Raw genomic sequence first — 26,547 nt, 5'->3', positions numbered from 1 at the left:
GAGAGAATCATGAAGAAAATTACTCTGGAAATTACCGGAATGAGCTGTGCTCATTGTGTGAATAAAATTGAAACGGCATTGCAAGACCTTCAAGGCGTTGAAAAAGCGAAAGTCAACCTGAAAAAAGGGACTGCCAAGGTTAAATATGATGATAAAGTCCAAGGGGTGGACAACTTGACGGCTGCCGTAAAGGAAGCCGGATATGAAGCTGAACCGGTTCTTTAGAAAAGGAGTTGAAAAAGAATGACAACAGAAACATTGACAATAGAAGGCATGACGTGTGCCTCTTGTGTGCAGACAGTAGAAAAAGCAACCCGGAAATTGCCGGGTGTACAAGAAGCCAATGTAAACTTGGCTACTGAAAAATTGAATGTCAGTTTTGACGAGAGCGAGGTATCCGTACCGGATATCCAAGCGGCTGTTGATAAGGCCGGGTATAAGGCATTAACAGTGACTGAGCAGAAGTCATTTAATGTAACCGGGATGACGTGTGCCTCTTGTGTCCAAACCATTGAAAAAGCCACAAGGAAAATGGACGGGGTCATCGAAGCGAATGTCAATTTGGCTACGGAAAAACTGCTGGTCCAGTACGACCCGGCAAGGGTGTCGGTATCAGCTATTACGCAAGCAGTTTCAGATGCAGGATATGAAGCAAAGGAAGACATGGAAACATCGGATTCGGCCAACGAAGAAAAAGAGAAAAAACAAAAGAGCATTAAAGCCATGTGGAGACGATTCTCAGGTTCAGTCGCCTTCACCATTCCCTTGCTCTATATCTCGATGGGCCATATGGTAGGCTTGCCACTGCCGGAAATAGTAAATCCAATGGAAAATCCGGAATGGTTTTCACTGCTCCAACTCATTTTGACGCTACCGGTCATGATTCTTGGCTGGAATTTTTTCACAGTAGGCTATAAGACGTTATTTAGAGGACATCCAAATATGTATTCTTTGGTCGCCTTAGGAACCAGTGCGGCATTCCTCTACAGTCTAGGGGCAACACTAGCGATTTGGTTAGGTTATTCCGGTTATGCAGAAAATCTCTATTACGAGTCTGCCGCTGTCATCCTGACGTTGATTACGCTGGGGAAATACCTTGAAGTCAGTTCCATGGGTAAAACATCAGAAGCCATTGAAAAATTGATGGGATTAGCGCCAAAGACTGCACTGGTTGTAAGAAATGGAGAAGAAACAGAAGTTTCTGTTGATGAAGTAGTTGTAAGGGATATTGTCATCGTTAAACCAGGTGAAAAAATACCAGTCGATGGTGTGGTAACAGAAGGCATAACATCTGTTGACGAATCCATGTTGACGGGTGAAAGCATTCCAGTAGAAAAGAATGCTGGCGACAATGTCATAGGGGCAAGTATCAACAAGAATGGCACAATCCGATATCAAGCAACCAAAGTGGGAAAAGACACCGCCTTATCCCAGATCGTTAAACTAGTAGAAGACGCACAAGGCTCTAAAGCACCGATTGCTAAATTGGCGGATATTATTTCCGGGTATTTTGTGCCGATCGTTATTGGAGTTGCCATTCTTTCTGCATTAGCGTGGTATTTCGGAGGAGAAACAGGACTCTTCGCCTTAACGATTGCTATTTCCGTTTTAGTGATTGCCTGCCCATGTGCTCTTGGCCTTGCCACTCCGACTGCGATTATGGTTGGTACCGGTAAGGGTGCCGAAAACGGGGTATTAATCAAAAACGGTGGTGCACTGGAAACAACCCATAAAATCCAAACGATCGTATTTGATAAAACAGGTACGATTACCGAAGGGAAACCTAAAGTGACAGACATTGTCACGACAAAGGAAATCTCTGAAAGAGAATTGCTGCAATTAACAGCATCTGCGGAAAAGGGCTCTGAGCATCCATTAGGTGAAGCCATTGTTAAGGGAGCAGAAGAAAAAGGGCTTGCCTTTATGAAGGCAGAAGACTTTAAAGCTATCCCCGGACATGGAATTGAAGTAACGATAGATGGCAAAGCTGTACTGGCTGGCAACAGAAAATTAATGGATGTACGCAATATTTCCTTGGATACACTGGCCACCACATCAGATGAGTTAGCCGGTCAAGGGAAAACGCCCATGTACATTGCGATTGACAACAGAATTGCGGGGATCATTGCAGTAGCCGATACAGTCAAGGAAAACAGCTTAAAAGCCATTGAAAAAATTCAAAAGATGGGCATCGAAGTGGCAATGATCACCGGCGACAATAAACGCACAGCTGAGGCTATTGCCAAACAAGTCGGAATTGATCGTGTATTGAGCGAAGTATTGCCAGAAGACAAAGCAAATGAAGTGAAAAAACTCCAGGCAGAAGGCAAGAAAGTGGCCATGGTGGGGGATGGCATCAACGATGCACCCGCCCTCGTACAAGCCGATATTGGCATAGCCATTGGTTCAGGTACGGATGTTGCAGTGGAATCTGCAGACATCGTCCTCATGAGAAGTGATTTACTGGATGTTTCAACAGCTGTGGAATTAAGTAAGGCAACCATTCGAAATGTTAAACAAAACTTATTCTGGGCCTTTGCATATAACGTACTAGGCATTCCGTTTGCCATGGGAATTTTCTATCTCCTTGGCGGCCCCTTATTAAACCCGATGCTTGCTGGCGCTGCAATGAGCTTAAGTTCCGTTTCGGTAGTAGTAAATGCTTTGCGTTTGAAACAGTTTAAACCGTCAGTCACTAATTAAGGAAAGGAGAGAGGTTGAAATGGAAGATAAACTGGAACTTGAATTATATACAAGGCCGACATGTTCCGATTGCCAAGACGCAAAAAAATATTTAGTTTCTAATCACATTCCTTATGCCAACAAAGATGTAAGCCAAAACCTTAGCTTAGAGGAAGAGTTAAAAAAGATTTCTGGCACGCGGATCGTTCCGCTGTTTGCTTTTTATAAAAAAGGGTTATTCGGCAAAAGAAAGCTGATCAAACACTTTACTGGTTTTGAGAACAACAAGAATGAAATCATTAGCATGTTAACAAAGTGAAAAAAGCAATTCAGTCATTCTTTTCCTCTTCACGGGCCATTCGTCTCTTTTGCAGAAGAACATGGAATAGACACTAAGGGATGAGGTAAAAGGGAGAATCACCTGCTGTTCATACAGGTGATTCATCAAATAGAAACAGCTTTATTAAAACAAAATCAGATACCTTACAGGGGTAAGGTAATGAACACTCAATTTAACTCAATAAAATTATAGGAGGAATTTAAATGCAACAAACAACACTAACTGTGCCAGGAATGTCATGCAGATCTTGCGTGAATAAAATCGAGGGAAATGTGAGTGAAAGAAATGGCGTGGAATCAGTTAAAGTTCAACTTTCTGACGGAAAAGTAGCTGTCACTTTCAATGAACGTACAATTGATTTGGCTGAAATTAAACAGGCGATTAAAGAAACGGGCTACGAGGTGGTCGATGAATCTGTTGAAGAAGGCGGCCGTGGCGATTCTTGCTGTCATTGATTTTGAAAAAGGCTGTCCTGAATTCTTAAGACCATAAAAAACAGGTAGCTCCTTTATTTATCAAATGGTTATATTAATCCAACAACTTGTCGATCGGTCATTAAACAAAAGGCCCGCTGGAAAGAATTCTCTTTCCGACGGGCCTTTTGTTTCGATTAAGCGATGCTCCGGCAAGCTTCTGCGCATTTGCGGCAAGCTTCCGCACAGCGTTTACAGTGTTCATGGTGCTCAGCATGCTTCGCGCATTCGTCTCCACAGGCTTCACAAATTTTCGCACAAACTGCCGCCAGTTCCGACACAAACGGTGAATTGCGGGAGATTGCCTGTTCCAACAATGCGCAGATATCCGCACATTCTCGGTCCAACCGAATGCACTGAGTCATCATCTTCACGTCTTCTTCTTTCAGACAAGCGTCAAAACAGTGGTTGCATTCTGCTGCGCAGTCGTGCAAAATCCGAATGAGTTCCTGATGTTGTTCATGTGCCACGTTAAAACCTCCATTTTATTTTATTTTTCTTGCTTCACTACTAACTCTTCCCCCTGCCTTCACTACTAAACAGGATTTCCAAAACTCCACAGAAACTGCACGATTTTTAGGGATTTCAAGAAAAACTTTTTTGTTTTTTGGGGAATCCCCTGCTATTCTTGCATGGTTTCCGATACAAAATGAAAAGGCCTGCTTAACTCTTTTGCTTGGTTTGCAGCTATAGGTTCACTCTTTCTATTTGCAGACCTGCGCAGGAGAGGCGCCTTATGGAAGAAAAAATGGATTGGCAGCGTATTTTTAGGCTTGGGAACATTCCAGGTTTTTGATGGCATCGTCGCTCATGAAATTTTAAGGATTCACCAAGTTCGTTACAATGTCAATACTCTGCCTTACGATTTAGCATGGAACCTGGCTGGGGGATTCCTTTTGTTAATTGGAATTGTTCTACTGTTGCAAACAAGGAATCCATCTAGTAAATCCTAATTTACAAATATGACTGATGTTCTTAGTCGAATAGTTTAAATCCTTCTTTTTAAATAGAGGAAGTAGTAGGAGAGTAAGGAGGAAGCGAACTCCGGTATTTTTATTGACAATCCTGTCAATATCCCTTTAAACCGAATCTGTTGTTTTGGGACGGATTAAACGATATGCTTATATGAAATAATACCCCCAGGGGTTTTAAGGGAGGCGCCATAACATGGTTGAAAAGAGATTTAATCCCAATAAAGCAGGAGTATTACTAAGTGAGGAACGTCAAGCATTGCTGCCAGCAGAAAAAATTGTGCACTATTTAGAGGTTGGAAAGAATGACGTTGTAGCCGACTTAGGCGCCGGGAATGGTTACTTTACTATTCCGCTGGCTAAAAAAACGGAATATCCAGTTTATGCGGTTGATATTGAACCCAAAATGCTGTCCATGCTAAAAGAGACTGCGGAAAAAGAATCGGTTGAGAATATTCACTATATCCAAAGTGATTTGGAAGACATTGCTTTGGAAGATAAAACAGTGGACAAGGTAATGGCTGCGTTCGTCATTCATGAAGTCCCTGATTTTCATAAGGCCCTCAGCGACGTAAGAAGAATTTTAAAGCCTGACGGTATCTTCCTGTTAATCGAATGGGAAGCGGTTCAGACGGAGATCGGTCCACCCCTGGGAGATAAAATTTCTTCGGAGGAAATGAAGAAACTGCTGGAGAAGAATGGATTCCATTCAGAAACTATTCAGTTGAATGATATCCATTACGCAATCGTTGCGAAGCTTGTGAAAGGAAAGGGATAATCATGAAAATTTTATGGAATTCATTATGACCGTCTCAACGAATTGCGTTCCTGGCAGGATTCGCGTTTCTTGTATTTATCGTTATTGAGAAGTTCTAAAGAACGAGTTAATAAAAATAGGTTTTGTTCGGGTAAATGAGGGAATTTTATCAAAAGAATGATTTTACAAAAAGAGAGGTGCACTAACATGTTCAATTACACGGTAGAAACATCAAAAAGCAGAGACGAAGCTGTTCAGACGCTTGAGGAGAATTTAAAGGCAGAAAAGTTCGGCGTTCTATGGAACTTTGACTTAACGGCCAAACTTCAGGAAAAAGGCACTGACTTTGACACGCCATTTACAGTACTTGAAGTCTGCAACCCGCAGGAAGCGAACCGGGTACTGTCAGAAGACCTGCTGGTCGGCTACTTTCTTCCCTGCAAAATTGTCGTCTATGAAGAAAACGGCACCACGAAAATCGGCATGCCGAAGCCGAGTGCGTTGATTGAAATGGTTAATAATGATTCCATCAAAAAAATTGCGGTAGATATTGAAGAACGATTGATCGGCTGCATTGACAAGTCGAAGTAACGGCTAGTGGCTATATTTTTTATATGATAATATACCCCTTCCCGTAATAATTGGGCTGAGTGCTAGGAGGAATTCAACATGACGGTAAAATCAATATCTCCACAAGACATTGCAGACCAGGTAATGAACCAGGAACCGGTTTATGTATTGGATGTCCGAGACAAAGAGTCATCAGAGGATTGGCGAATTGAAGGAAAACAGGTGCATTTAATCAATATCCCTTTGGAGCAGTTGAAAGGGTCCAGTCGAATGGAACTGAAAGAGCTCCCGCAACATCAACCGTTGTACACGGTGTGCGCCAAAGGGAATACCTCCCAGAAAGCAGCTGAGTTTCTGACTGCAAACGGATTTGACAATGTTTATTCAATCGAAGGCGGGATGGCTTCTTGGAGTGAACAGCTCGAACCGGTCAAAATTGGCGAAGTGAATGGTGGATCCATCTATCAATTTGTTCGTCTCGGTAAAGGCTGCCTGTCCTACCTGATCGAATCGGACGGAGTGGCTGCAGTCATCGATGCCAGTCGCATGACGGAAACCTACGAACAATTTGCCAGAAAAAACGGCATCCAGATTAACCATGTCATCGACACGCATTTGCACGCTGACCACATCTCTGGAGGGAAAAAGCTGGCGGACGCGGCCGGTGCCTCCTATTATCTGCCGCCGGATGATGCGGAAGAAGTCGTCTTTAGTTTTGAGCCAGTTACCGACGGGATGAAACTTGAAGTCGGGAGCGCACTAATCGAAGCAGTGTATTCCCCAGGGCATACCATCGGCAGCACGACTTTCGTGATCGACAATAAGTATCTGCTGACGGGGGATATTCTGTTTGTGGAATCCATCGGGCGGCCGGATCTGGCCGGTAAAGCGGGAGATTGGGCAGATGATCTGTATGAAACCCTCTATCACCGTTACAAAAAATTGGCCGATGATCTGCTTGTGCTTCCAGCCCATTACGCGGACGTCAGTGAACTGAATGAAGACGGCAGTGTTTCCGAGAAACTGTCTGTCCTCTATCGGAACAATGAAGGCCTGCAGATAAACGATGAAGAGAAATTCATCAAGCGGGTGACGGAAGGCTTGAAAGACCAGCCGAATGCCTATGAGGAAATACGGCAGACAAATATGGGCAAAATCAATCCGCCGCCTGAAGAAGCAAAAGAAATGGAGACAGGCCCGAACAACTGCGCTGTCTAATAGAAGAAACGGATAATCCTTGACCGCGGAAACAGTTAGCCCTAAACTGGGCACAGGTCAACGGGTTATCCGTTTTTAATTGTCAGTTCAAATATAGAACACAAGAGGAAGACGGATGCTGATTAGCGCCCGCCTTCCTCTTTTGTCTGTAAAAGTGTACTTTTACGAACACTATTTTTATAAAGTGGTAAACAAATTCTAATGTTAAAATATATAAGAGGAACTTAAGAATAGTTCTGAACGCACTTCATTGTGAGGAGAGTAAAGATGAGAAGTTTTGTGAGTCTTAACAATAAACGAATGGAGATATTCCAACAGGGGGATCAGGGAACTCCTATCCTAATTTTAACTGGAATGGGCTGTTCATTCGATGAATGGGTTGAAGTGGCACAAACTTTAAGTAAAACAAACAGGATTATTATGTTCCATCGGCCGGGACTTGGGGAAAGTAAAATTGAAGAAGAAAATCGCACCACTACCAGTACTGTAGAAGAAGTGCATCGCTTGTTAGCTATCCTAGAAATAGCTGAACCGGTTGTAATGGTTGGCCATTCCTATGGCGGGTTATGTGCGCAGCATTTCACAAAGGTCTATCCTCATAAAGTGGGAGCTTTAGTGCTAGTAGACTCTACTTCCCATGATTTAGAAAAGCTGGATGCACTGGACCTTCCTGTCTTAAACCAAAACTCTTCTGATGAAGATTGGTTAGAAGACTGCCAGGCTAATGCAGATTTAACTGAAAAAGAGTTGCGCAACATTATTTTGCCTATCCTAACAGAAAATCAGAAAAGATTGCCTGTGCCTGTACAAGAAAGATTAATTAACTTTCAGCAGAAACCTAATTTGTACAAAGCCATGAAGAGTGAGGTAGAGAACTGGAAAGCAGATGCAAAGATTATTAAAGAATTAGGACCGATTCCTGATACCCCTCTGTTAGTAATTGGCCGGGATAAGGAATACGTCATTCAGCAGGGAGTAGAAGAAGGGCTACCTGAATCAGAATTAAGGCTTCTTGAAAATACATGGGAACAATTAATCAAAGAACAAGCCAAACTTTCAAAAAAGAGTAGGGTAGATTTTGCGGAAAAGTCAGGACACTCCTTACATCTTGATCGTCCTGACTATATAATTGCAGCAATACAAGAGACAGCGGCGAGGATAAAATTAAACTAGATTCAGTTTACATATCATGTGTTATCAGAACTAAATCAAAATAAGAAAAAAGAAAAATTTCAAGAGGCAAAGAGTAAAAGGGGAGGGCTATTAAGCGAAACGCATTCGCTTAATAGCCCTCCCCTTTTACTCTTCTGTCTAATTCAGCAGTCTTTCGGAGTTCAAAGTAGTAACGAAAGCTGATTGACTATAAAAAGTTATATATTTGTAGAAACCTCGAATCTTCACAGATTCTTCAATTTTATAATTTATACTATGCTGTATGTATGAAAGCAGGGAAAATTAAGCTGAAAAACGCCATTGTTCTTTTTATTCGATCTAGCCACTTAACTGGTGGCAGGAACAATAGAATTCCTGTCGATAAACAAGGGCGATTTTTGGTTAATGCTATTTCAAAGAATAGACCACCAGACAAAAATTCATTGAAAGGTGAATCTATTGTAGAAGAAAACATAGATATCTACAATTGAAGTATAGAATACAGGAACGTGTTAAAAGGAGGTTTTTAAAATGGCAGAATCTAAAATAGATAATCAGCGACGAATCACGCTTGGTATAACTGGGATGACTTGTGCGGCCTGTTCTAACCGTGTGGAAAAAAGTCTTTCCAGAGTAAATGGCGTTAAAAGCGCAGCTGTCAATCCCGCTAATGAAAAGGCCACAATCGTATTTGATGAATCCAAAACCAGTGTCGACGAACTGATCAGCCGGGTCGAAAAAACCGGCTACGGCGTCACTGAAGAGCGTATCGAACTTTCGCTCAGTGGAATGACGTGTGCTGCTTGCGCCACTCGAATTGAAAAAGTTCTCAGTAAAACGGAGGGTGTCATTCAAGCGAATGTCAATCTGGCCAGCGAAAAAGCGACCGTTAAGTACATCAACGGAAAAACGGATGTGGATACGCTCATCGGCAGAGTGAAGAAAACTGGGTATGACGCAAAGCCAGCGGTGAAGGAAAATGCAGATGCAGAAAAGGCCGTTAAGAAACAGCAGTATAAAAAGCAGCGAAACGCCTTTATTGTTGGAGCGATTATTTCGATCCCATTCCTGGTTGCCATGATTGGCGAGTTCACTGGAAATCATGCATTGATGATGCCGGGCTGGCTTCAGTTCATTTTGGCTACTATCGTGCAGTTCACCATCGGTTGGCGTTTTATTCGCGGGGCTTATAACTCCTTGCGCGGCGGAAGTGCCAATATGGATGTCCTGGTGGCTTTAGGAACATTGGCAGCTTATTTATACAGCACGGCTTTGCTATTGTTGGGTGCCGAAAGCGGATTCTATTTTGAAGCTTCAGTCGTCATCATTACGTTAATTATCCTCGGGAAAGTGCTGGAAGCCCGGGCGAAAGGGCAAACATCAGAAGCCTTGAAAAAACTCATGGGGTTGCAAGCGAAAACAGCGCATGTAATCCGGAATGGCGAGACAGTGGATGTTCCGGTGGAAGATGTGGAGTCCGGCGACCTGTTGCTGATAAAAGCAGGGGAAAAAATACCGGTCGACGGAGAAATCGTCGAAGGCCAGACATCCGTGGATGAATCCATGCTGACTGGTGAAAGTCTGCCTGTTGAAAAAGAGCAGGGTGATATGCTGATTGGGGCAACCATTAATAAGCACGGATCTATTAAGATGAAAGCGACAAAAGTAGGCAAGGATACGGCTCTTTCCCAAATCATACGGATGGTGGAAGAAGCGCAAGGTTCGAAAGCGCCAATCCAAAATCTGGCTGATAAGATTTCCGGTATCTTTGTGCCGATTGTTATCGGTATCGCCATACTAACGTTTTTGATTACATTCTATTTTACCGATTTTTCAGCGGCTCTAGTCAGTGCAGTTGCGGTACTGGTAATCGCGTGTCCTTGTGCGTTGGGGCTCGCTACTCCGACGGCAATAATGGTGGGTACCGGAAAAGGGGCCGAACATGGCGTCCTGATTAAGGGCGCAGAGTATTTGCAGTTAATTCGAAATGTGGATGCCATCATACTCGACAAAACCGGAACCATAACAAAAGGGGAACCGGAAGTGACGGATGTAAAAGCGTTTGGAATAGACAAAGATGAACTGCTCCGGTTGGTTGCCAGTGCAGAAACCGGTTCTGAACATCCCCTTGGCCAATCAATTATCCAGAAAGCAAAAGAAAAGAAAATTCAGCTTAGTGATGCGACGAATTTTGAGGCGGTGCCCGGGCATGGCATCTATGCAAGCATTGACGGCAAAAGGCTGGCAGTGGGCAACAAGAAACTGATGGAACGCGAAGATATACTTCTTGAATCCTACAAAACTGAGATTGAAGCGTTGGAGGAAAAAGGAAAAACGGTTATGATGGCGGCAGAAGACGGGAGTCTTCTCGGATATGTCGCAGTGGCGGATACAGTGAAGAAAACGTCACGGCAGGCGATTCGTGAATTGAAAGCACTTGGCATTGAAGTGATCATGATGACTGGTGACAATGAACGGACCGCCCAAGCCATCGCTGCAGAAGTCGGTGTCGATCGGGTGTTGGCAGAAGTGCTGCCTGAAGGCAAGGCGGAACAAGTGGAGAAGTTGAAACAGGAAGGCAAAAGAGTAGCGATGGTAGGTGATGGCATCAATGACGCTCCAGCACTTGCGACGGCTGATGTGGGCATTGCCATTGGAACTGGAACAGATGTCGCGATCGAAGCAGCGGATATTACGCTCATGAGCGGTGATTTGCTTGCTATTGTCGAGACCATCCAGCTGTCACAGGCGACCATGCGAAAGATTAAACAGAATCTCGCCTGGGCGTTTGGGTATAACATCCTTTTGATTCCTGTTGCAGCCTTTGGATTGTTAAATCCGATTTTGGCGGGTGCCGCCATGGCGTTCAGTTCGGTATCCGTTGTCACAAACACGTTATTTTTGAAGCGGTGGAAGCCCCGTCATACGTAAATGAAAGGACTTCGCACCTGTTTTGAAGGGAGGTGAATGCGAAGTGGAGCAGACAACGTTAAAGATTGAAGGCATGACTTGTGACCATTGCAAAACAGCAGTGGATGGGGCATTGCGGAACCTCCAGGGCGTCCAGGAAGTTAAAGTAGACGTGACAAAAGGGATTGCAGACGTAACTTACAACAATTCAGAAGTCACGGCCGACAGTATGAAAGAAGCAGTCGAAGAACAGGGGTATGACGTCAAGTGAAGGAGAAGGGCTATCTCTTCAGGTCGGTAATTGCTGCTGACTTGTGGGATAGCCTTTTCTTTTCAATCATTTAATGTAGAAGTTTATTAATTTATTTGTCAGCTTCAAAATTTCTATATAATCGTTCGTTACAGTGGCCGGTAATGTAGCGAATAATCCAATTAAAAGAGGGAATACAGACGCATGAGGTCATCAAGTAGAACGGAGGAACCTGGAATGTCAAACTACAAAAAGAACAGTATATCCTTGACTGGAGCTGTAGGTTTAGGAACAGGCGTCATGATCAGTGCCGGTATTTTTGCTTTACTCGGACAAGTGGCGGAACTTGCAGGGACTTGGTTTCCGTTTATTTTTATCGCCGGCGGGATTGTCACTGCTTTCAGTGCTTATTCCTATATCAAAATGAGCAATGAATATCCTTCGGCAGGCGGAATTGGCATGTTCTTGGTCAAAGCGTACGGAAAAGGAACGATTACAGCTTCCGCTGCACTTTTGATGGCGGTTTCGATGGTGATTAATCAAAGTTTGGTAGCGAGAACGTTCGGAACATATACACTTCAGCTGTTTGGCGGCGATCCGGCCAGTTATCTCGTTCCATTATTGGGTGTAGGATTACTGACTTTTGCTTTTTTAGTGAATCTTTCAGGAAACAGCTTTATTCAGTCGTTCACCTCTATCGCATCGCTATTGAAAATTGTTGGTTTGTCTATTTTTGCAATTGGCGGCTTATGGGTTGCAGGATTTTCTTTTGCTCCTGCAGAAGGCGGCGGAAATTCGATGAATCCGAGCATGGCCAGTTATATTGCAGCCGTCGCATTGACGGTCTTGGCTTTTAAAGGATTTACTACCATTACTAATAGCGGATCCGAAATAACCAAACCGAAGAAAAATGTCGGCAGAGCCATTATGATTTCTATTTCAATCAGTTTACTTGTGTATCTGCTGATAGCATGGGCAGTTTCAAGCAATTTACCGTTAAATCAAATTATTGAAGCAAAGGACTATGCACTTGCAGAAGCTGCAAGGCCTGCTTTTGGAGATTACGGACTTTGGTTTACCGTAGCAATTGCAATTATTGCAACGATTTCAGGAATCATCGCCAGTGTATTTGCTGTATCAAGGATGCTGGCCATGTTGACGGACATGAAACTCATTCCTCACAAGCATTTCGGGATGCCCGGCAGCATTCAAAAGCATACGTTAGTCTATACGATTGTATTGGCTATGGTTCTCACTATCTTTTTTGACCTAAGCCGAATCGCCTCGATGGGCGCAATTCTGTACCTGTTTATGGACATGATTATCCATTGGGGTGTATTCAAGCATTTGCGGAGGAAAGTAGGGGCGAACCCTTTCGTCGTCTTGACCGCATTCACCTTGGATGGCATTGTACTTGCGGCATTTGTTTGGGTAAAAGTGAACTCTGACTTATTCGTTGTCGCCGTATCGGTTGTGTTTATCATCGTAATTTTTGCAGGGGAACGTTTCTTTTTAAAACGTGCAGCCTAAAGTTTTTGCGAAAGATATGTGAAGATCAGTTATGGCATCGCCATTTAACTTCCGTTCTCATCTGCTAAAATAGAATTGACTTCAAGCAAAAGATTTATTCTTTATAAACCACAAAAGACCTTTTATCAGTACATATAACTGACAAAAGGTCTTTTGTATTGATGTTTACCTTTTTTAAAATATTTTCCATACATGCCTTAGCTTCAATGGGGTAGCCTGTATCAGAAACTCGCCTGAAGTTAGAAGTAAGGTTTTAACTTCATACTTTCTACAAACTTTTCCCTTAATATGAAGAAGTCAAAATGCGATTAAGTTGGTGAGTTCCGTTGTATGAATTTATTAGTCAGATGAGCAATACCATGATGCAGCCTTTTATCACTCTTTCAAATAGTTTTATGAGTACCCCTCTTCTTTTTGCTTTTTTGCTCGGGATCGTAGGAGCCATGGCTCCTTGTCAGTTCACGGGAAACATTGGTGCCATTACCCTGTATGGGAATAAGTCGCTTCAAAAAGAAACAGCCTGGGCTGAAGTTATCTTTTTTGCATTAGGAAAGATTACTGTGTTTACCGGACTGGGACTGCTGGTATGGATGCTAGGGAATGAATTTGAGTCCCGACTCACAATGTACTTCCCCTGGTTCAGAAAAGTGGTGGGGCCATTATTTATCGTTGTTGGTATTTTTATGCTGGGGATTTTTAAGGTGAAAGGGACTTTGACATTCCTGGAAGTGCCAAAGAAGTTTTTTAAAAAGGGTAAAATGGGATCCTTTTTACTCGGTGTCAGCTTTTCGTTAGGGTTTTGTCCGACGATGTTTGTACTGTTCTTTGTGACATTAATGCCTGTTGTTCTTTCCACTTCCTACGGGGTGGTGTTGCCTAGCTTGTTCGCCATCGGGACTTCCGTGCCGTTGTTCATTGCCATTTTTCTGATTTGGTATTTCGGAGCTGGTGGAGCTGTGATGAAAAAGGGCAGAAAACTCGGATGGTACATGCAAAAAGGTTCCGGAGTAATTTTAATTATGTTAGGTGTACTGGACACTATAACTTACTGGAGTATTTGAATATTATAGTTTTTTAAAAATCTCAAGAGTAAAAGTAAACCGGATAGAAGAAGCAAGAGTTTTGAATTAATGGAATAGAAAGGGGTAGTATATGCATCAGATTTTAGCGTCAATAGACCCCATTGCGTTTTCATTGGGACCAATCGATGTTCGCTGGTACGGCGTCATTATAGCAACAGGGATTATCATTGCTTTTTTGGTCGGGCAGCGGGAGATGGTCAAAAGAGGGTTTCATTCCGATTTTTTGACGGATCTGTTGATTTGGGCAGTGCCGCTTGCAATCGTTGGAGCGCGGATTTATTATGTGGCATTCGAGTGGGAGCAGTACCAAGACAACCCGGCAGGCATCATAGCCATTTGGAATGGCGGAATCGCCATTCATGGGGCATTGATCGCTTCTGTCATCGTCGCTTATGTCTTTACCAAAAAACGGAACACGTCATTTCTCAAAGTGGCGGATATTTTGGCGCCGAGCATTTTAATCGGTCAGGCAATTGGCCGCTGGGGTAATTTTATCAATCAGGAGGCGCATGGCGGAGAAGTGTCACGTGCGTTTCTGGAGAGTTTGTTCCTTCCCGAGTGGATTATTAACCAGATGTACATAGACGGCGCTTATTATCACCCGACGTTTTTGTATGAATCGCTGTGGAGCTTGGCGGGCATTGTTATTTTGTTGCTGCTTCGAAAAGTCAATTTAGTTCGCGGGGAGCTGTTCTTTTTCTATATTATTTGGTATTCCTTTGGTCGATTTTTCATTGAAGCCATGCGGACAGACAGCCTGTATGTAGTCGGCGAACTCCGGGCAGCGCAGCTGGTTTCCGTGATGGCGATTATACTAGCGCTCGGATTACTTATTTATAGACGTGTCGTACTTAAAAAACCAGCACATTATGAGGACAAGTAGAAAGAAGTGAGAAAGACAGTGAAAGTAACTGGGATATTGTTTAGTGTTCTACTAGTGTTGTTTTTGAATCCGGCAGAAAGCGGCTTGGCGCATAATGGCGTTGATGAAGCAACCGAAGCAGCTAATTATTTTCACAATGGAACCTTTGGATGGCGGTGATTTTGGTCATCATCTTAGGGGTCTATGTTTATCAATTCAAAACGGAAGAAGATTTTTTCAAGAAGTTCGGTTTTTTCTTTTCGGCTTTAGTGGTGCTGTATGTAACACTGGGAAGCCCGTTGCATGTACTGGGAGACCATTATTTATTCAGCGCACATATGCTGGAGCAATCGTTAATCTATACGCTCTTGCCCCCATTGTTGTTGCTGGGTCTTCCAAAACGATTTGTTGCACCTATAATCCAAGTCGGTTTACGGACTAAAATATTGAGTTTCTTGAAACGTCCGCTAATTCCATTACTTTTGTTTAATGTATTGTTTTCTTTTTATCATATACCCCTCATATTCAATTTAGTTGTAGGGAATGGTATGCTGCACAATTTAATGCATATTATTTTAACGATGACGTCTTTTTTTATGTGGATTCCGCTTATCCCTATGGTAAAAGAATTGGATAAATTGTCCGAAATCCATAAAATCGGATACATTTTTGCGGCAGGAATGCTGCTGACACCGGCCTGCGCCCTTATCATTTTTTCAGACCAATCGTTTTATACGGTATACTCAGATGCTCCACAGCTGTTTGCTTCTCTTCCGCCGCTGGAAGACCAGAGGACCGGTGGTATAGTCATGAAAATTGTCCAGGAGATTGTATACAGTACAGTGATCGGTTATATTTTCTTTAAATGGGCACGGAAAGAAAAAGTGGGCGAAATTGATGCATTGCCGAGTAAATCTACTGTTGGGGAGTGAATCAATGAGAAAAATAAAAGAAGCGTCAGGGAAAGAGGGAGTCAACGGTTATCTGAGAGAACCTATTCAGATTAAGCGTGCTGAAGCAGAGAAGGTTCGCATATTTCAGCGTTTGGATGAAGAACAATGAAATGGAACAGTATTGTAGTTAAATTAAGTTCGAGCATATTACTGCTCGTGTTGGTAATTTTATTGCCGCTTGGTTTTGTAGTGAATCAAATTTTCTCCGGCTTTTATTTCAGCAAGATCCAAGAAGAAGTAGAAGAGGCATCGGACCGCTATGCAAATTCAATCGACTCACTGGATGAACAGCAATTTGAATTGTTCGAGTTGCTTGCCTCAGTAACAGAACAAGAAATAATTATTGTTGATGAACAAGGAATAGTCGTTGCGAATTCAGGTATTCCAAGTGTGCCGGTAGGAGAAGGTATTCGTGCTGAAGACCTTGCTGTGATGACGAAGAATGCTGATATTCGTCGTGAATATTATGATGACATTAACAACAGTCGTTATCTTCAAGTGGGAAAGCCTATTTACTCTGAGGATGAGCAGCTTATCGGTGGGATTTTCGTTTTAGCTTCTGTTGAAGACTTATATCAGTCGCTGGAGTTAGTTAAAAGAGCGATAATCCTAGCGGGAATAGGGGCCGTTTTCTTGGCGGTCGGTTTTACCTTCATTTTATCGCGCAAATTATCCAGTCCTCTTCTAGAAATGGAGAAAGCGACTCGGAAAATAGCTGCAGGCGATTTGAATACAAGAGTCTCGCGCAGTTCAATGGATGAAATCGGTACGCTGGCCGCAGCTATAAATGATCTGGCGATCGAACTTCATCGGTATCGTTCCAATCGACGGGAATTTTTAGCCAATATATCGCATGAGTTGCAAACGCCAATTACGTATTTGGAAGGTTATACAAGCGCATTAAGGAATCACCTTTATGAAACTGAAGAAGAAAAAGAACAGTATCTGCAGATCATCCAACTGGAAGCTGGAAGGATGTCGAATCTAGTCTCGGATTTATTTGAGCTATCAAAAATGGAAGATGGAAAGATAGCGTTGGTCTTCGAAGAAGTGGATTTGGTGGAAGTGATAGAAAATGCGCTTCTCAAGACGAAAATGAACGCACAAGCGAAAGGGCTTCAATTGGAGTTTAACCAACCATATGACTTTCCAAGTATAAATGCTGATGGATTAAGAATGGAACAAATCATCAGCAATTTACTTGAAAATGCCATCCGCTATACAGAAAGTGGTTTCATAAAAGTGAAACTATCCAGTGACTCCACTAAGGTGAGAGTAATTGTTGAAGACACGGGTATTGGCATTCCCCAAGAAGATATTCCATTTTTGTTTGAACGTTTTTATCGGGTAGAAAAATCAAGATCGAGGGAGTTCGGCGGAACAGGACTTGGATTGGCGATTGTCAAACAGCTTGTCGAACTGCAGGGAGGAGCCATTACAGTGGAAAGCCAGATTGGAAAGGGCACATGTTTTGAACTTGCTCTCCCAATCATAAGGAGGGAATCTCCATGAGAAGGATTGAGGTTTTTTTAGCCGTTTTGTTAGTTGTTATTGGAATACTCTGCTTAACGATGTCTGGAACATTGATGCTGGAAACCGGATTGACGGTTTTCTTAACAACATTTGTCCAAGTATGTTTATGGATGGGCATTCCGCTGATCCTGACAGGAATAATTTATTGGCGGTATACAAAAAAGAGGAGGTAACAAAATGAAGAAGTTGACATTCGCGCTTCTGATAGCGCTATCGGCGGGAAGTATCGCCGCGTGCTCGGGGGAAGAAAAAGCTATGGATAATGCAGCCATTGAAGAAGTGGCTGAAGACCAGTCAGAGAATGAGGAAACAAACGAAGAAGAAACTGGTGAAGAAGGCGAAGCAGGGACGACAACTGCCGAAGAAAACACACCGGAAGTAAGCGATATTGAAATGATGCACGTACACGGGCTTGGGTTCTCAGGAGCCGGATTATATGTCCCTTCCCATGATGGATTGAAAGTGTTCGAAAATGGCGTCTGGAGTGAAGCGGCAGCTGAGCCGCATGATTACATGGGCTTTGTCATGGTTGATGATGGATTTTACAGCAGTGGTCATCCAGGACCAGGCTCCTCATTGAAAAATCCATTTGGTGTGGTTAAAACAACTGATATGGGGCAAAACTTGGAAATGTTGGATTTGTATCAGGAAGTGGATTTTCATGGAATGGCGGTCGGCTATAATTCACATGCCATATATGTGATCAATCCACAGGCGAATTCAAGAATGGATGACATAGGTTTATATTATTCCACAGACGATGCAGAAACTTGGACGAAAAGTGAGATGACGGACTTGCAGGGCCCGATATTTTCAATAGCCGCACACCCAACAAACGACGCAATTGTCGCTCTGGGCACAAGCGAAGGAGTCTTTCTGTCAAACGATTTTGGAGAGACCTTTGAATCAGTATCAGACTCTCCCACTACAGCAGTCACTTTCTCTCCAGCAGGTGACTTGGTTGCAGGAAGTGTTTCTGGGGAAGTGACTTTAACAATATTCGATAGCGAAACAAATGAGCCGCAACTCATTTCAATCCCTGAATTGAATGAAGAAAACACAATCGGCTATATCGCGGTCAATCCGCAGGACGAAAACCAAATTACATTTACAACGGTTGAAAAAGATATGTACATGACCAAAGATTCTGGCGGGAACTGGAGCCAGATAGCTGAAAAAGGGACAGGCATTAACTTAGAAGCAGGTACAAAACAGTAGTTTTTCTTAGCTACTGTGAAGTTAGTAAATTTCAAGGTTGATCAAAAGCTGCAGGAAATGGTAACCGCAATCAGGTTGCCATTTTTTTCTGGAATTGTTCCAGTGTATTAACTTCAAACCTTAGGAGTGTCAGGATTTGGGCGATAAAAAACGATCGATTTTAAAAACAAGTCTCTTAGTCGGGGTTGCCGCCGTTATAATCTACGTGCTTTTCACCAATCTTTCAGACATCAAAAAGAGTGGAGAAGCCCTTTCCGTCGGAGACGAAGCTCCCGACTTTCAACTTATTAATCTTGATGGAGAAACTGTAAAGTTAAGCGATTATAGGGGACAGGGAGTATTTTTAAATTTTTGGGCAACTTATTGTCCCCCGTGCAAAAAGGAAATGCCATTCATGCAAAATCAGTATGAACGGTTCAAAGAAAAAGGCGTAACAATTTTGGCGGTAGATGTGGCAGAGCCCCAACCAGTAGTCGAAGATTTTGCAGTGAAATACGGATTGACTTTTCCTGTCTTGCTTGATCTGAACCAAGAAACGATGAATTTATATGATGTGGCGGCAATTCCTGTCAGTTTTCTGATAGACGAAAATGGAACAGTGGTGGACCGGATCTCTGCCGGTTTAACGGAATCCCAAATAGCTGACTATATGAAACAGATAATGCCGGAATCTGAAAATGATAAAACGTCTAATACTCAGTAAGTTCAAAGACGTAAGGAGGTGTTTGTTGTGTGGTTTGTCCATAAATTTATTATTTTATTTGTCACTTTTCTCTTGATGCACGTTGCTTCTCCGGCAATCCAGGTTCTTGCTCATTCTACTATGGAAGAAACCAGTCCATCGGAAGGGGAAAGGCTAACTGAAAGTCCGTCAACGCTCGATTTTTGGTTTCAGGACCCTGTTGTTCTGCACGCTGAATCTATTCAGTTAAAGAGTCAATCTGGGACTAGAATTGAATTAGAGGATACACGAGTCGATCCTGATGATAAGACGCATATTATCAGTAACTTGAATGATGAATTACCACCGGGCAATTATGCGGCCAAGATAAGTGTCATTGCTTTGGATGGCGATGTATTGGAAGAGAACCTAAATTTCCAAGTAATTGAAAAAGAAAAGACACAGCAACAGACGGATTTTGAAATTATTCAAAATTATCCCGAAGACGGAGAAATTACAGATGGTTCTCCCCGGCAAATGGATCTTTGGTTCAACCAGCCCGCTGACATAACCGCTATTGGGGTTTTTGATGATAGGCAACAATCCATCAGTATCAAAGAACCTGTTAGGGACCCTGAAGATCCGAATCATGTAATTATTGAGTTCAACGAAGAGCTGCCGAAAGGGTCCTATCAAGTCACCTGGTATGCCCGGCCCGAAGCATCGGAAGATTTAAGCCTGCCAGATACCATAGATGTATTTTATTTTGCTGTCGATGAATTTACTGCGATCCAGCAGCCGAACGAAGGGGAGCCAGTCGGATCTGCCTGGTTCGCCAATATGGGATTAAAGCAAACGGGATACTGGTTGTTTTTCATCGGCATTATGACTTTATTTGGCTTAGCGTTTTTTCATAAGGTCATACATAAAGAACCCGCTTCGCTGAAACGGAATTCACTTTCTTTTTTCCTGCTGTTTTTTGTATTCACTGGCGTGGTTCTCGTTTTTCTGGCTCAAAAAAGCGAATTGGAAAGCCTGTCATTCACTCAGTTTCTTTCGCTGAAGTTTGTCTGGATTCCATTAGTACAGATTGGTTTACTGGTGCTGGGTGTCTTCTTAACAAAAGCTAGACTGTTGTTCTTTGCAGTTGCGCTGTTGCTGATTCCATTTATTACCGGTCATGCGGCATATCCTCGATATGGCGGCTACTTTTCAATATTTATGAATGCACTGCATTTACTGGCGGCTTCCATTTGGATAGGTGGTTTACTGGCAATGCTAACCTTTCCCAAGAAAGAAGAGATGAAGAAATTTTTACGGAGCACGCTGCCGGCTTTTTCGAATTGGGCATTCATCAGTTTAGCGGTCATTATTGTAACCGGGTTATATATGACAATGAAATATGTCCCTTCTTATACAATTGAAAGCTTCTGGGGAAGTGAGTGGGGGAAAGCGATTGTTTTGAAAATGGCGTTAACCCTCGCTGTGTTGGTGATTGGATTTTTCCAAAGAAGATTAATCAAAAAACTGACAGAAAAAGCTGTCTCTAAAGTGCTCAACCGGCTGCGGGTCGAGATTATTTATGCGGCTTTGCTTTTACTGTTTGCTTCTGTGTTGGTTGTTTCAACACCTGGTTCTGCTGAACAAGGCGTTTATCCTGCCACCATAGAAAAAGAGGACATTGAATTGGATGTCAGTTTCTCTCCTTTGAAGTTGGGATTGAACGTTTTAACTATGGATTTCGAAGGTGAACCGATTGAGGACGTGGAAGTAACGTTATCCATGCCGCCGAATTACCAGGTAAACTACAAAGCATTTCAAGTTGAAGAAGGTGTTTTTAAACTTTCGGGAAATCTTCTTCATGCTGCTGGCACAATGAATATGAAAGTGACGGCGGAAAAATCGGACGGAGAAGAAGTGGAATTTGCTTTTCGAGTCGTTATACCGGGGGAAATGCGGTTTAATGAATAACGGTTTTAAACAAAAACCAAAATATTAAAAAAAGACTAAGAAAGGGCGAAACGTGAATGGAAGATGTAAATTTATTATTAGCCTTTGCGGCCGGGGTATTATCTTTTATATCCCCCTGCTGCTTGCCCCTATATCCGGCATTTTTGTCGTATATAACCGGAATGTCTGTTGATGAATTACAGAATGGCAAAGGGATACTGAGAAAACGGGCATTATTGCATACCACTTTCTTTCTGCTTGGGTTTTCCCTCATCTTTATTGCCCTTGGTTTCTCCACATCATTATTCGGCAACTTATTCAGCTATTACGGTGATCTGATTCGGCAGATGGGAGCTATCTTAATTGTCTTGCTGGGATTGGTCATACTGGGAGTTTTCAAACCTCAATTCCTGATGCAGGAAAAAAGAATGACGTTTAAAGACCGGCCAAGCGGCTACCTGGGTTCAAGTGTCATTGGCATTGCCTTTGCCGCCGGATGGACACCATGTACCGGCCCTATTTTAGCAGGTGTTATTGCGTTGGGAGTTTCAAATCCGAACCAGGCGCTGGTTTACATGATTGCCTATATACTCGGTTTCTCAATTCCTTTTTTCTTTATGTCATTTTTTATCGGGAGGATGAAATGGGTAAAGACATATAGCGGACTCATTATGAAGGTGGGCGGAGTTACGATGATCATCATGGGGGTATTCCTCTATTTTGACTGGATGACAAAGATGATTTCATTTCTGTCTAATAATTTCTTTAATGGTTTTACCGGGTTGTGAGCAACTGATCCATATAATTTAGACTCCGATTGGTATTTTCTTTCGGAAGAAAAGAATGGGAATCGAAAAACTTCACAGTAACTACAAACTTTACGGCTAAAGTTAGAATGAGCAGTCAAAAGTGAGGGCTTAAAATGAAAAACAAAATTTTAGTAGTCGATGACGAATGGAATATGAGAAACCTTGTGAAGATTTATCTGTCCAAAGAGCACTTTGAGGTGGATGAGGCCAGAGGAGGCCATGAAGCCATACAAATGGCCAGGCAAAACTCTTATGACTTATTGGTATTAGATATTATGCTGCCGGATATTGATGGATGGGAAGTTTGTTCAGCTGTGCGTCAGATAAAGCAAGTGCCAATTCTGATGCTGACCGCTCGGAATGATGTGCAGGACCGGGTCCGCGGCTTAAACCTTGGAGCCGATGATTATCTGGTTAAACCGTTTGCCCCCGAAGAACTGGTGGCCCGTGTCCATGCGCTGCTTCGCCGTGAAAAGGTTAAAACAGAAGGGGCTCAAGGCGTTCTGTTAACTTTTGAGGATTTGCTTATCGATAGCGAAAGCAGGGAAGTAAAGGTGAAGGACGCTTCCGTCGAGTTGACACCGAAAGAGTTCGACATTCTTTATATGGCCGCAAGCCAGCCCAAAAGAGTTTTCACCCGGGACATTTTATTGGATACCATTTGGGAGCCGGAAGATTTTCGCGACCTGCGAACAATTGATACCCATGTAAAAAATGTACGGGAAAAGCTTCGGAAAGGCGGATTGTCTTATAACCCCATCAAAACAGTGTGGGGTGTCGGGTATAAATTTAACACGCAGGATTAAACTGAAAGAGAAATTTTTGGAAAAGTAGATCGAGAATACATTTCATAATGAAGGGAGGTCATAAAATTGATGTCGATGATGGGTGGAGGTATGATTCTCGGTATGGTTTTTTGGGTTATTGTTGTGGGTTTAATCATCTATGGAATCGTTTTATTTACCATGAAGCAGGCCGCAAAAAAAGAAAATTCTTCAGCAGTTGAAAAGCGGGAAGATTCTTCGATGGAAATTCTCCGGGAAAGATTTGCGCACGGAGAAATAGATGAACAGGGATTTGAAGAAAGAAAAGCGTTTTTACAAAATAAACAGTAATACTTTAGTGTCTTCACAAATTCAACAAATTTAGTGTCTATACTCTGATTGTCCAGTCATAACAAAGGAGAGGAAGAAATGAAACTTAAAAAAACGCCTTTTATTTTGTCATTTGCTTTGTCCACCCTGCTAGTAGTAGGGACAACCGGATTTGCCAGTGGATTTGATAGCGATAGAACCAATAACATGATGAATGCCAATGAAAATGGAATGACGAACATGATGGAGAATGGCAATATGTCAAATATGATGAGTGCAATGAATTCAGCTGAAGCAAAGGAAATGATGAATACCTGTGCAAGTTTTATGAAAACTACCGTGAATGCAAAAGAAGCTGAATAAGATCACTCTCGAATAAGGTCTCTGAATGAGACCTTATTTTAATCCATGAAAATTAAGGAGCTTAGATAAGATGGCCACTAAAAAGAAGAACCGACTATTGATGAGGACAGCCATTTTGCTTGTTATGATAGGAGCTATTGCCTTTACCATTTATAATGGTGTAACGAAGGAAAAAAGTGAATTGCTGCAGGTTGGAGATACGGCACCCGATTTTGCGCTGACAGATTTGAACGGGGAACGGCATCAGCTGTCTGATTACAAAGGACAAGGGGTGTTCGTAAACTTTTGGGGAACTTGGTGCAAACCGTGCGAGAAAGAGTTTCCGCTGATGGAAAAGCAATATCAAGTATACAAGGACCAAGGTGTACAGATACTGGCCGTCAACATCGCCCAGTCAGATTATGAAGTGGAACAATATGCCAAACGAAAAAATCTAACATTCCCGATTGTCATCGACAAGGATAAAAGTGTGATGGAAGCTTACAACATTCGACCACTGCCGACGACGATCCTGGTCAATCCGGATGGAGAAATCGAGAAAATCATTACAGGTGAAATGTCCGAAGAGGACATTCGAAGTTACATGGAATTGATTAAGCCGGAAGAGTTTTAAAAGATTTCTTGATGAACACAAAGAGGTCTTTAGACGGTCTAACCTCACACAGCGTTAAAGAGATGAACTCTATGGATGCTTTATTTTGTTCGAAAATAAATTGTTTTTGCTATGGAGTAAAAACTCTATAGCTTATATTCAAAGTTTACATATCATGGGGTTATCGGAAGCTGCTTGAATACCAAGGAGTGAAGAGGCTGATCAAAGCACATCTTCTTTCTTCTTTGGTCTGTAAGAGTTTATTTTTACGAATGCTAGCTAAAATGAAAGGGAAGACCGGATGCTAGGCAGCACCCGGTCTTCTTTTTGCTTCGGTTTACTCCCGTTAATAGTGTGCCTAGGCGACAGCTACTTTAGCTAATCCTTTCTTCCTGAAACTCACCGGTTTTGACAATGGGGCTGAACAAGGTATGGATCAGTACCGTTGAGAGAGAGAGCGCCATCGCCAGCATGGCCCAAATAGGATGGAGAAGACCGGTGACTGCCGCCAAGATGCCGATGCCGTTAAACGCCAGAGCCAGAAACACATTCCGGATGGTCATCTTGTAGCTGGTAGCCGCCAGTTCCTGCGATTGAAGGATGGAAACGAGCTTCTCTCCTGGGATTACGACATCGGCCGCATCGATGGCGATATCTGTGCCCGTTCCAATGGCGATGCCCACATCCGCTTGCATGAGAGACGGGGCATCGTTGATGCCATCCCCGACAAACGCCACTTTACGCCCCGATAGCTGCATTTCCCGGATGAAGGCGCGTTTGTCTTCCGGAAGCAACTGGGCCTGGACATCCGAAATGCCCAACTGTTCCGCCACGGACTCTGCCACCCGCTGATGGTCCCCGGTTGCCATGACCACACGGCTTCCGCGGCGGTGGAGACCCGCTACAATGCCAGACGCATCGCTCTTGATCCGGTCGGCCAACGCCAAGGCTCCGATCAATGTCCCGTTCAGCCCGACTAGCACCACGGTTTGCCCATTCTCTTGCCGCTGTTCCAGCCAAGGGACAACAAGCTCCATTTCGTTCATGCCCCGTTCCTTGAACAGGCGCTCGGTACCGATTAGAACCGGTTGCTTGTTCCATTCGACCTCGATTCCACGCCCGGCTAAAGCGGTAAATGATTCAACTCCTGGCAAGGGAACCTGTGCATCGGAAGCAGCGGCCACAATTGCCTTGGCCAGTGGATGCTCCGACAGCTTTTCCGCAGCAGCTGCGAGGGAAAGGACAGAGTCCCGGTTGCCGTCCTTCGCCCAAACGGAGGTCAACTGCGGTTTTCCTTCCGTCAACGTGCCGGTTTTATCCAGTACAACCGTATCCACCAAGCGGAAAATCTGAAACGCTTCCCCCGACCGCATCAAGATGCCGCGTTCCGCTGCTTCTCCACTCGCCCGGATAATGGCAAGCGGCGTCGCCATCCCAATCGCGCAGGGATAGCCCATGACCAATACGCCAAGTACCGAAAACCCTGCCCGGACCCAATCGGGCTGCCCGGTAAGTAACCAGCTGCCCAAGGACCAGACCAAGCCGCTGATCGCTGCCAAGGTAAACACCGCTGGAACATAGACGTTCAGAATCCGGTCGACGAGCCGCAAAATGCCTGGTTTCATGACACGTGCCTCGGCCACTTGGCGGGCCACTTTTTGCAGAAACGAATCTTCCCCGACACGGGTCACCTCGACGACCAGGCTCCCATTGACATTCAACGACCCGCCAATCACTTCGCTTCCCGTTTGGACATCTACGGGCAGAGGTTATCCTGTCACGAGTTGCTGATCGACCGCCGATGCTCCTTGCACTACTTGCCCATCAATGGGAATGCGCTGGCCAGGTCGGACCCGGACGTGTTCGCCTACGCGCAGCGCCTCAACGCCCACTTCTTCTTCCAAACCATCTTCCTTCAATCGCGTGGCGGTTTCCGGGCGCAGATCCATCAGTTTGCGGACGGACTGTGAAGACCGGACATGGACCAGGATTGAAGCATACCCCCCGATGCAATGAAAGGCGAGAACAAACGTCGTCGCACCGAAAAAAGCACCGGCTGGAAAAACCGGATAGTATAGACCCATCAGCCCACCGGCGATTCCCGCCATAGCGGCAGAACCTGCCAGCACATCCTGATTGAGGATGCCGCGACGCAGTGACTGCCAAGCGTTACGCAAGACGAAAGATGCAGGACCTGCAGCGGTGAGGACCGCCAAAATTGCCTGTCCGTACGTCCGCCAGAGAGAAGGGCCCAGCCAAAGGGTGAATGCCATGAGGATGGAAGCCAGCACAATTAAAACTCCCGCCATCCAGGCAATGTGTTTCGCCTTTTTCAGTTCTTGCTCTTCTTCTGCAAACGTATCATGATCCGGTTCACGCGAGGTAAAACCCAAGTCATTCAACGTGCGCATCATCTTTTCCGGACGTACGCGCCCCGCATCGTATTCAATAAGGACCTCCTGATGCGCGATGCTCACCTGCGCATCGATTACGCCATCCAGCCGCGTCAATGCCCGGTGAATGGAGTTGGTGCAAAGTGAGCAGTGCATCCCACCGACTTTCATTTGAAGCTGGCTC

Annotated in this window: 27 protein-coding genes and 1 pseudogene; 26 read left to right on the top strand and 2 right to left on the bottom strand. The window is 43.8% G+C overall.

The genetic code is table 11. The annotated features are described in order from the left end of the window. Positions 1-9 precede the first annotated feature (9 nt). The 4 genes from copZ (AC2Q9J_RS02270) to AC2Q9J_RS02255 all read left to right on the top strand — a co-directional run bounded on the left by copZ (AC2Q9J_RS02270) (position 10) and on the right by AC2Q9J_RS02255 (position 3,477). A complete protein-coding gene (gene copZ, locus AC2Q9J_RS02270; protein WP_101803400.1) occupies positions 10-225 on the top strand; it encodes a copper chaperone CopZ in 216 nt (71 codons plus the stop codon). Positions 226-243: 18 nt separating this feature from the next. Further along, positions 244-2,703: a heavy metal translocating P-type ATPase gene (locus AC2Q9J_RS02265; protein WP_499036870.1), complete on the top strand. Its 2,460-nt coding sequence runs from the start codon at positions 244-246 to the stop codon at positions 2,701-2,703. Positions 2,704-2,722: 19 nt separating this feature from the next. Beyond that, entirely contained in the window at positions 2,723-3,001 is a 279-nt protein-coding gene (locus tag AC2Q9J_RS02260) for a glutaredoxin family protein (protein ID WP_282019651.1), read from the top strand. Positions 3,002-3,225: 224 nt separating this feature from the next. Further along, positions 3,226-3,477 (top strand): copper ion binding protein, encoded by a 252-nt coding sequence (locus tag AC2Q9J_RS02255; RefSeq protein WP_101803403.1) that lies wholly within the window; start codon positions 3,226-3,228, stop codon positions 3,475-3,477. Positions 3,478-3,632: 155 nt separating this feature from the next. Here the strand turns inward: AC2Q9J_RS02255 and AC2Q9J_RS02250 are convergent, their stop codons facing one another. Further along, a complete protein-coding gene (locus AC2Q9J_RS02250; protein ID WP_101803404.1) occupies positions 3,633-3,965 on the bottom strand; it encodes a four-helix bundle copper-binding protein in 333 nt (110 codons plus the stop codon). 189 nt (positions 3,966-4,154) lie between these two features. Here AC2Q9J_RS02250 and AC2Q9J_RS02245 point away from each other — a divergent pair, with 189 nt between their 5' ends. The 22 genes from AC2Q9J_RS02245 to resA (AC2Q9J_RS02140) all read left to right on the top strand — a co-directional run bounded on the left by AC2Q9J_RS02245 (position 4,155) and on the right by resA (AC2Q9J_RS02140) (position 23,991). Beyond that, positions 4,155-4,448, top strand: a complete 294-nt coding sequence (locus AC2Q9J_RS02245; protein WP_425595561.1) for a DUF2243 domain-containing protein — start codon at positions 4,155-4,157, stop codon at positions 4,446-4,448. Positions 4,449-4,662: 214 nt separating this feature from the next. Next, on the top strand, positions 4,663-5,244 hold the full coding sequence (locus AC2Q9J_RS02240; RefSeq protein ID WP_101803406.1) for a class I SAM-dependent methyltransferase: 582 nt from the start codon (positions 4,663-4,665) through the stop codon (positions 5,242-5,244). Positions 5,245-5,430: 186 nt separating this feature from the next. Further along, a complete protein-coding gene (locus AC2Q9J_RS02235) occupies positions 5,431-5,814 on the top strand; it encodes a DUF302 domain-containing protein (RefSeq protein WP_101803407.1) in 384 nt (127 codons plus the stop codon). A gap of 78 nt (positions 5,815-5,892) precedes the next feature. Next, positions 5,893-7,011 carry an MBL fold metallo-hydrolase gene (locus AC2Q9J_RS02230; protein WP_101803408.1) on the top strand — a complete coding sequence of 373 codons (1,119 nt, stop codon included), beginning with the start codon at positions 5,893-5,895 and terminating at the stop codon, positions 7,009-7,011. A 267-nt stretch (positions 7,012-7,278) separates the two neighbouring features. Beyond that, positions 7,279-8,184 (top strand): alpha/beta fold hydrolase, encoded by a 906-nt coding sequence (locus AC2Q9J_RS02225; RefSeq protein WP_282019653.1) that lies wholly within the window; start codon positions 7,279-7,281, stop codon positions 8,182-8,184. A gap of 510 nt (positions 8,185-8,694) precedes the next feature. Next, positions 8,695-11,094, top strand: coding sequence for a heavy metal translocating P-type ATPase (locus AC2Q9J_RS02220; RefSeq protein WP_282019654.1), 2,400 nt, complete (start codon positions 8,695-8,697; stop codon positions 11,092-11,094). A 43-nt stretch (positions 11,095-11,137) separates the two neighbouring features. Next, positions 11,138-11,344, top strand: a complete 207-nt coding sequence (gene copZ, locus AC2Q9J_RS02215) for a copper chaperone CopZ (protein WP_282019655.1) — start codon at positions 11,138-11,140, stop codon at positions 11,342-11,344. A 216-nt stretch (positions 11,345-11,560) separates the two neighbouring features. Further along, on the top strand, positions 11,561-12,853 hold the full coding sequence (locus AC2Q9J_RS02210; protein ID WP_282019656.1) for an APC family permease: 1,293 nt from the start codon (positions 11,561-11,563) through the stop codon (positions 12,851-12,853). 326 nt (positions 12,854-13,179) lie between these two features. Beyond that, positions 13,180-13,914 carry an urease accessory protein UreH domain-containing protein gene (locus AC2Q9J_RS02205; protein WP_101803228.1) on the top strand — a complete coding sequence of 245 codons (735 nt, stop codon included), beginning with the start codon at positions 13,180-13,182 and terminating at the stop codon, positions 13,912-13,914. Positions 13,915-14,005: 91 nt separating this feature from the next. Further along, complete coding sequence (gene lgt, locus AC2Q9J_RS02200; RefSeq protein WP_282019657.1) at positions 14,006-14,818, top strand: prolipoprotein diacylglyceryl transferase; 813 nt, start codon at positions 14,006-14,008, stop codon at positions 14,816-14,818. Between the two features lie 149 nt (positions 14,819-14,967). Beyond that, positions 14,968-15,729 carry a cytochrome c oxidase assembly protein gene (locus AC2Q9J_RS02195; protein ID WP_282019658.1) on the top strand — a complete coding sequence of 254 codons (762 nt, stop codon included), beginning with the start codon at positions 14,968-14,970 and terminating at the stop codon, positions 15,727-15,729. Between the two features lie 4 nt (positions 15,730-15,733). Next, positions 15,734-15,859, top strand: a complete 126-nt coding sequence (locus AC2Q9J_RS02190; RefSeq protein ID WP_282019659.1) for a hypothetical protein — start codon at positions 15,734-15,736, stop codon at positions 15,857-15,859. Next, positions 15,856-17,262, top strand: a complete 1,407-nt coding sequence (locus AC2Q9J_RS02185) for a sensor histidine kinase (protein ID WP_282019660.1) — start codon at positions 15,856-15,858, stop codon at positions 17,260-17,262. Before AC2Q9J_RS02190 ends, AC2Q9J_RS02185 begins: the two co-directional genes overlap by 4 nt. After that, positions 17,259-17,456: a hypothetical protein gene (locus tag AC2Q9J_RS02180; RefSeq protein ID WP_101803225.1), complete on the top strand. Its 198-nt coding sequence runs from the start codon at positions 17,259-17,261 to the stop codon at positions 17,454-17,456. The genes AC2Q9J_RS02185 and AC2Q9J_RS02180 overlap by 4 nt, the downstream gene beginning before the upstream one ends. A gap of 4 nt (positions 17,457-17,460) precedes the next feature. After that, a complete protein-coding gene (locus tag AC2Q9J_RS02175) occupies positions 17,461-18,501 on the top strand; it encodes a F510_1955 family glycosylhydrolase (protein ID WP_282019661.1) in 1,041 nt (346 codons plus the stop codon). Positions 18,502-18,637: 136 nt separating this feature from the next. After that, positions 18,638-19,204 carry a thiol-disulfide oxidoreductase ResA gene (resA, locus tag AC2Q9J_RS02170; protein ID WP_101803223.1) on the top strand — a complete coding sequence of 189 codons (567 nt, stop codon included), beginning with the start codon at positions 18,638-18,640 and terminating at the stop codon, positions 19,202-19,204. A 27-nt stretch (positions 19,205-19,231) separates the two neighbouring features. Next, a complete protein-coding gene (locus AC2Q9J_RS02165; RefSeq protein WP_282019662.1) occupies positions 19,232-21,133 on the top strand; it encodes a copper resistance protein CopC in 1,902 nt (633 codons plus the stop codon). Positions 21,134-21,189: 56 nt separating this feature from the next. Continuing rightward, positions 21,190-21,900: a cytochrome c biogenesis CcdA family protein gene (locus AC2Q9J_RS02160; RefSeq protein ID WP_282019663.1), complete on the top strand. Its 711-nt coding sequence runs from the start codon at positions 21,190-21,192 to the stop codon at positions 21,898-21,900. 134 nt (positions 21,901-22,034) lie between these two features. Further along, positions 22,035-22,727 carry a response regulator transcription factor gene (locus tag AC2Q9J_RS02155; RefSeq protein ID WP_282019664.1) on the top strand — a complete coding sequence of 231 codons (693 nt, stop codon included), beginning with the start codon at positions 22,035-22,037 and terminating at the stop codon, positions 22,725-22,727. A gap of 66 nt (positions 22,728-22,793) precedes the next feature. Beyond that, entirely contained in the window at positions 22,794-23,036 is a 243-nt protein-coding gene (locus AC2Q9J_RS02150) for an SHOCT domain-containing protein (protein WP_145990739.1), read from the top strand. Positions 23,037-23,114: 78 nt separating this feature from the next. Then, the gene (locus AC2Q9J_RS02145) at positions 23,115-23,378 is read left to right on the top strand and encodes a hypothetical protein (RefSeq protein WP_101803218.1); all 264 of its coding nucleotides are present in this window, start codon (positions 23,115-23,117) and stop codon (positions 23,376-23,378) included. Between the two features lie 70 nt (positions 23,379-23,448). Next, positions 23,449-23,991 (top strand): thiol-disulfide oxidoreductase ResA, encoded by a 543-nt coding sequence (gene resA, locus AC2Q9J_RS02140; protein WP_101803217.1) that lies wholly within the window; start codon positions 23,449-23,451, stop codon positions 23,989-23,991. A 353-nt stretch (positions 23,992-24,344) separates the two neighbouring features. Here the strand turns inward: resA (AC2Q9J_RS02140) and AC2Q9J_RS02135 are convergent. Continuing rightward, positions 24,345-26,534 (bottom strand): annotated as a pseudogene (locus tag AC2Q9J_RS02135) (heavy metal translocating P-type ATPase). Between the last annotated feature and the right edge of the window lie 13 nt (positions 26,535-26,547).

The organism is Planococcus sp. RAB007_Raresut (genome assembly GCF_057369535.1).
This window is presented reverse-complemented; position numbering and strand designations above follow the sequence as displayed.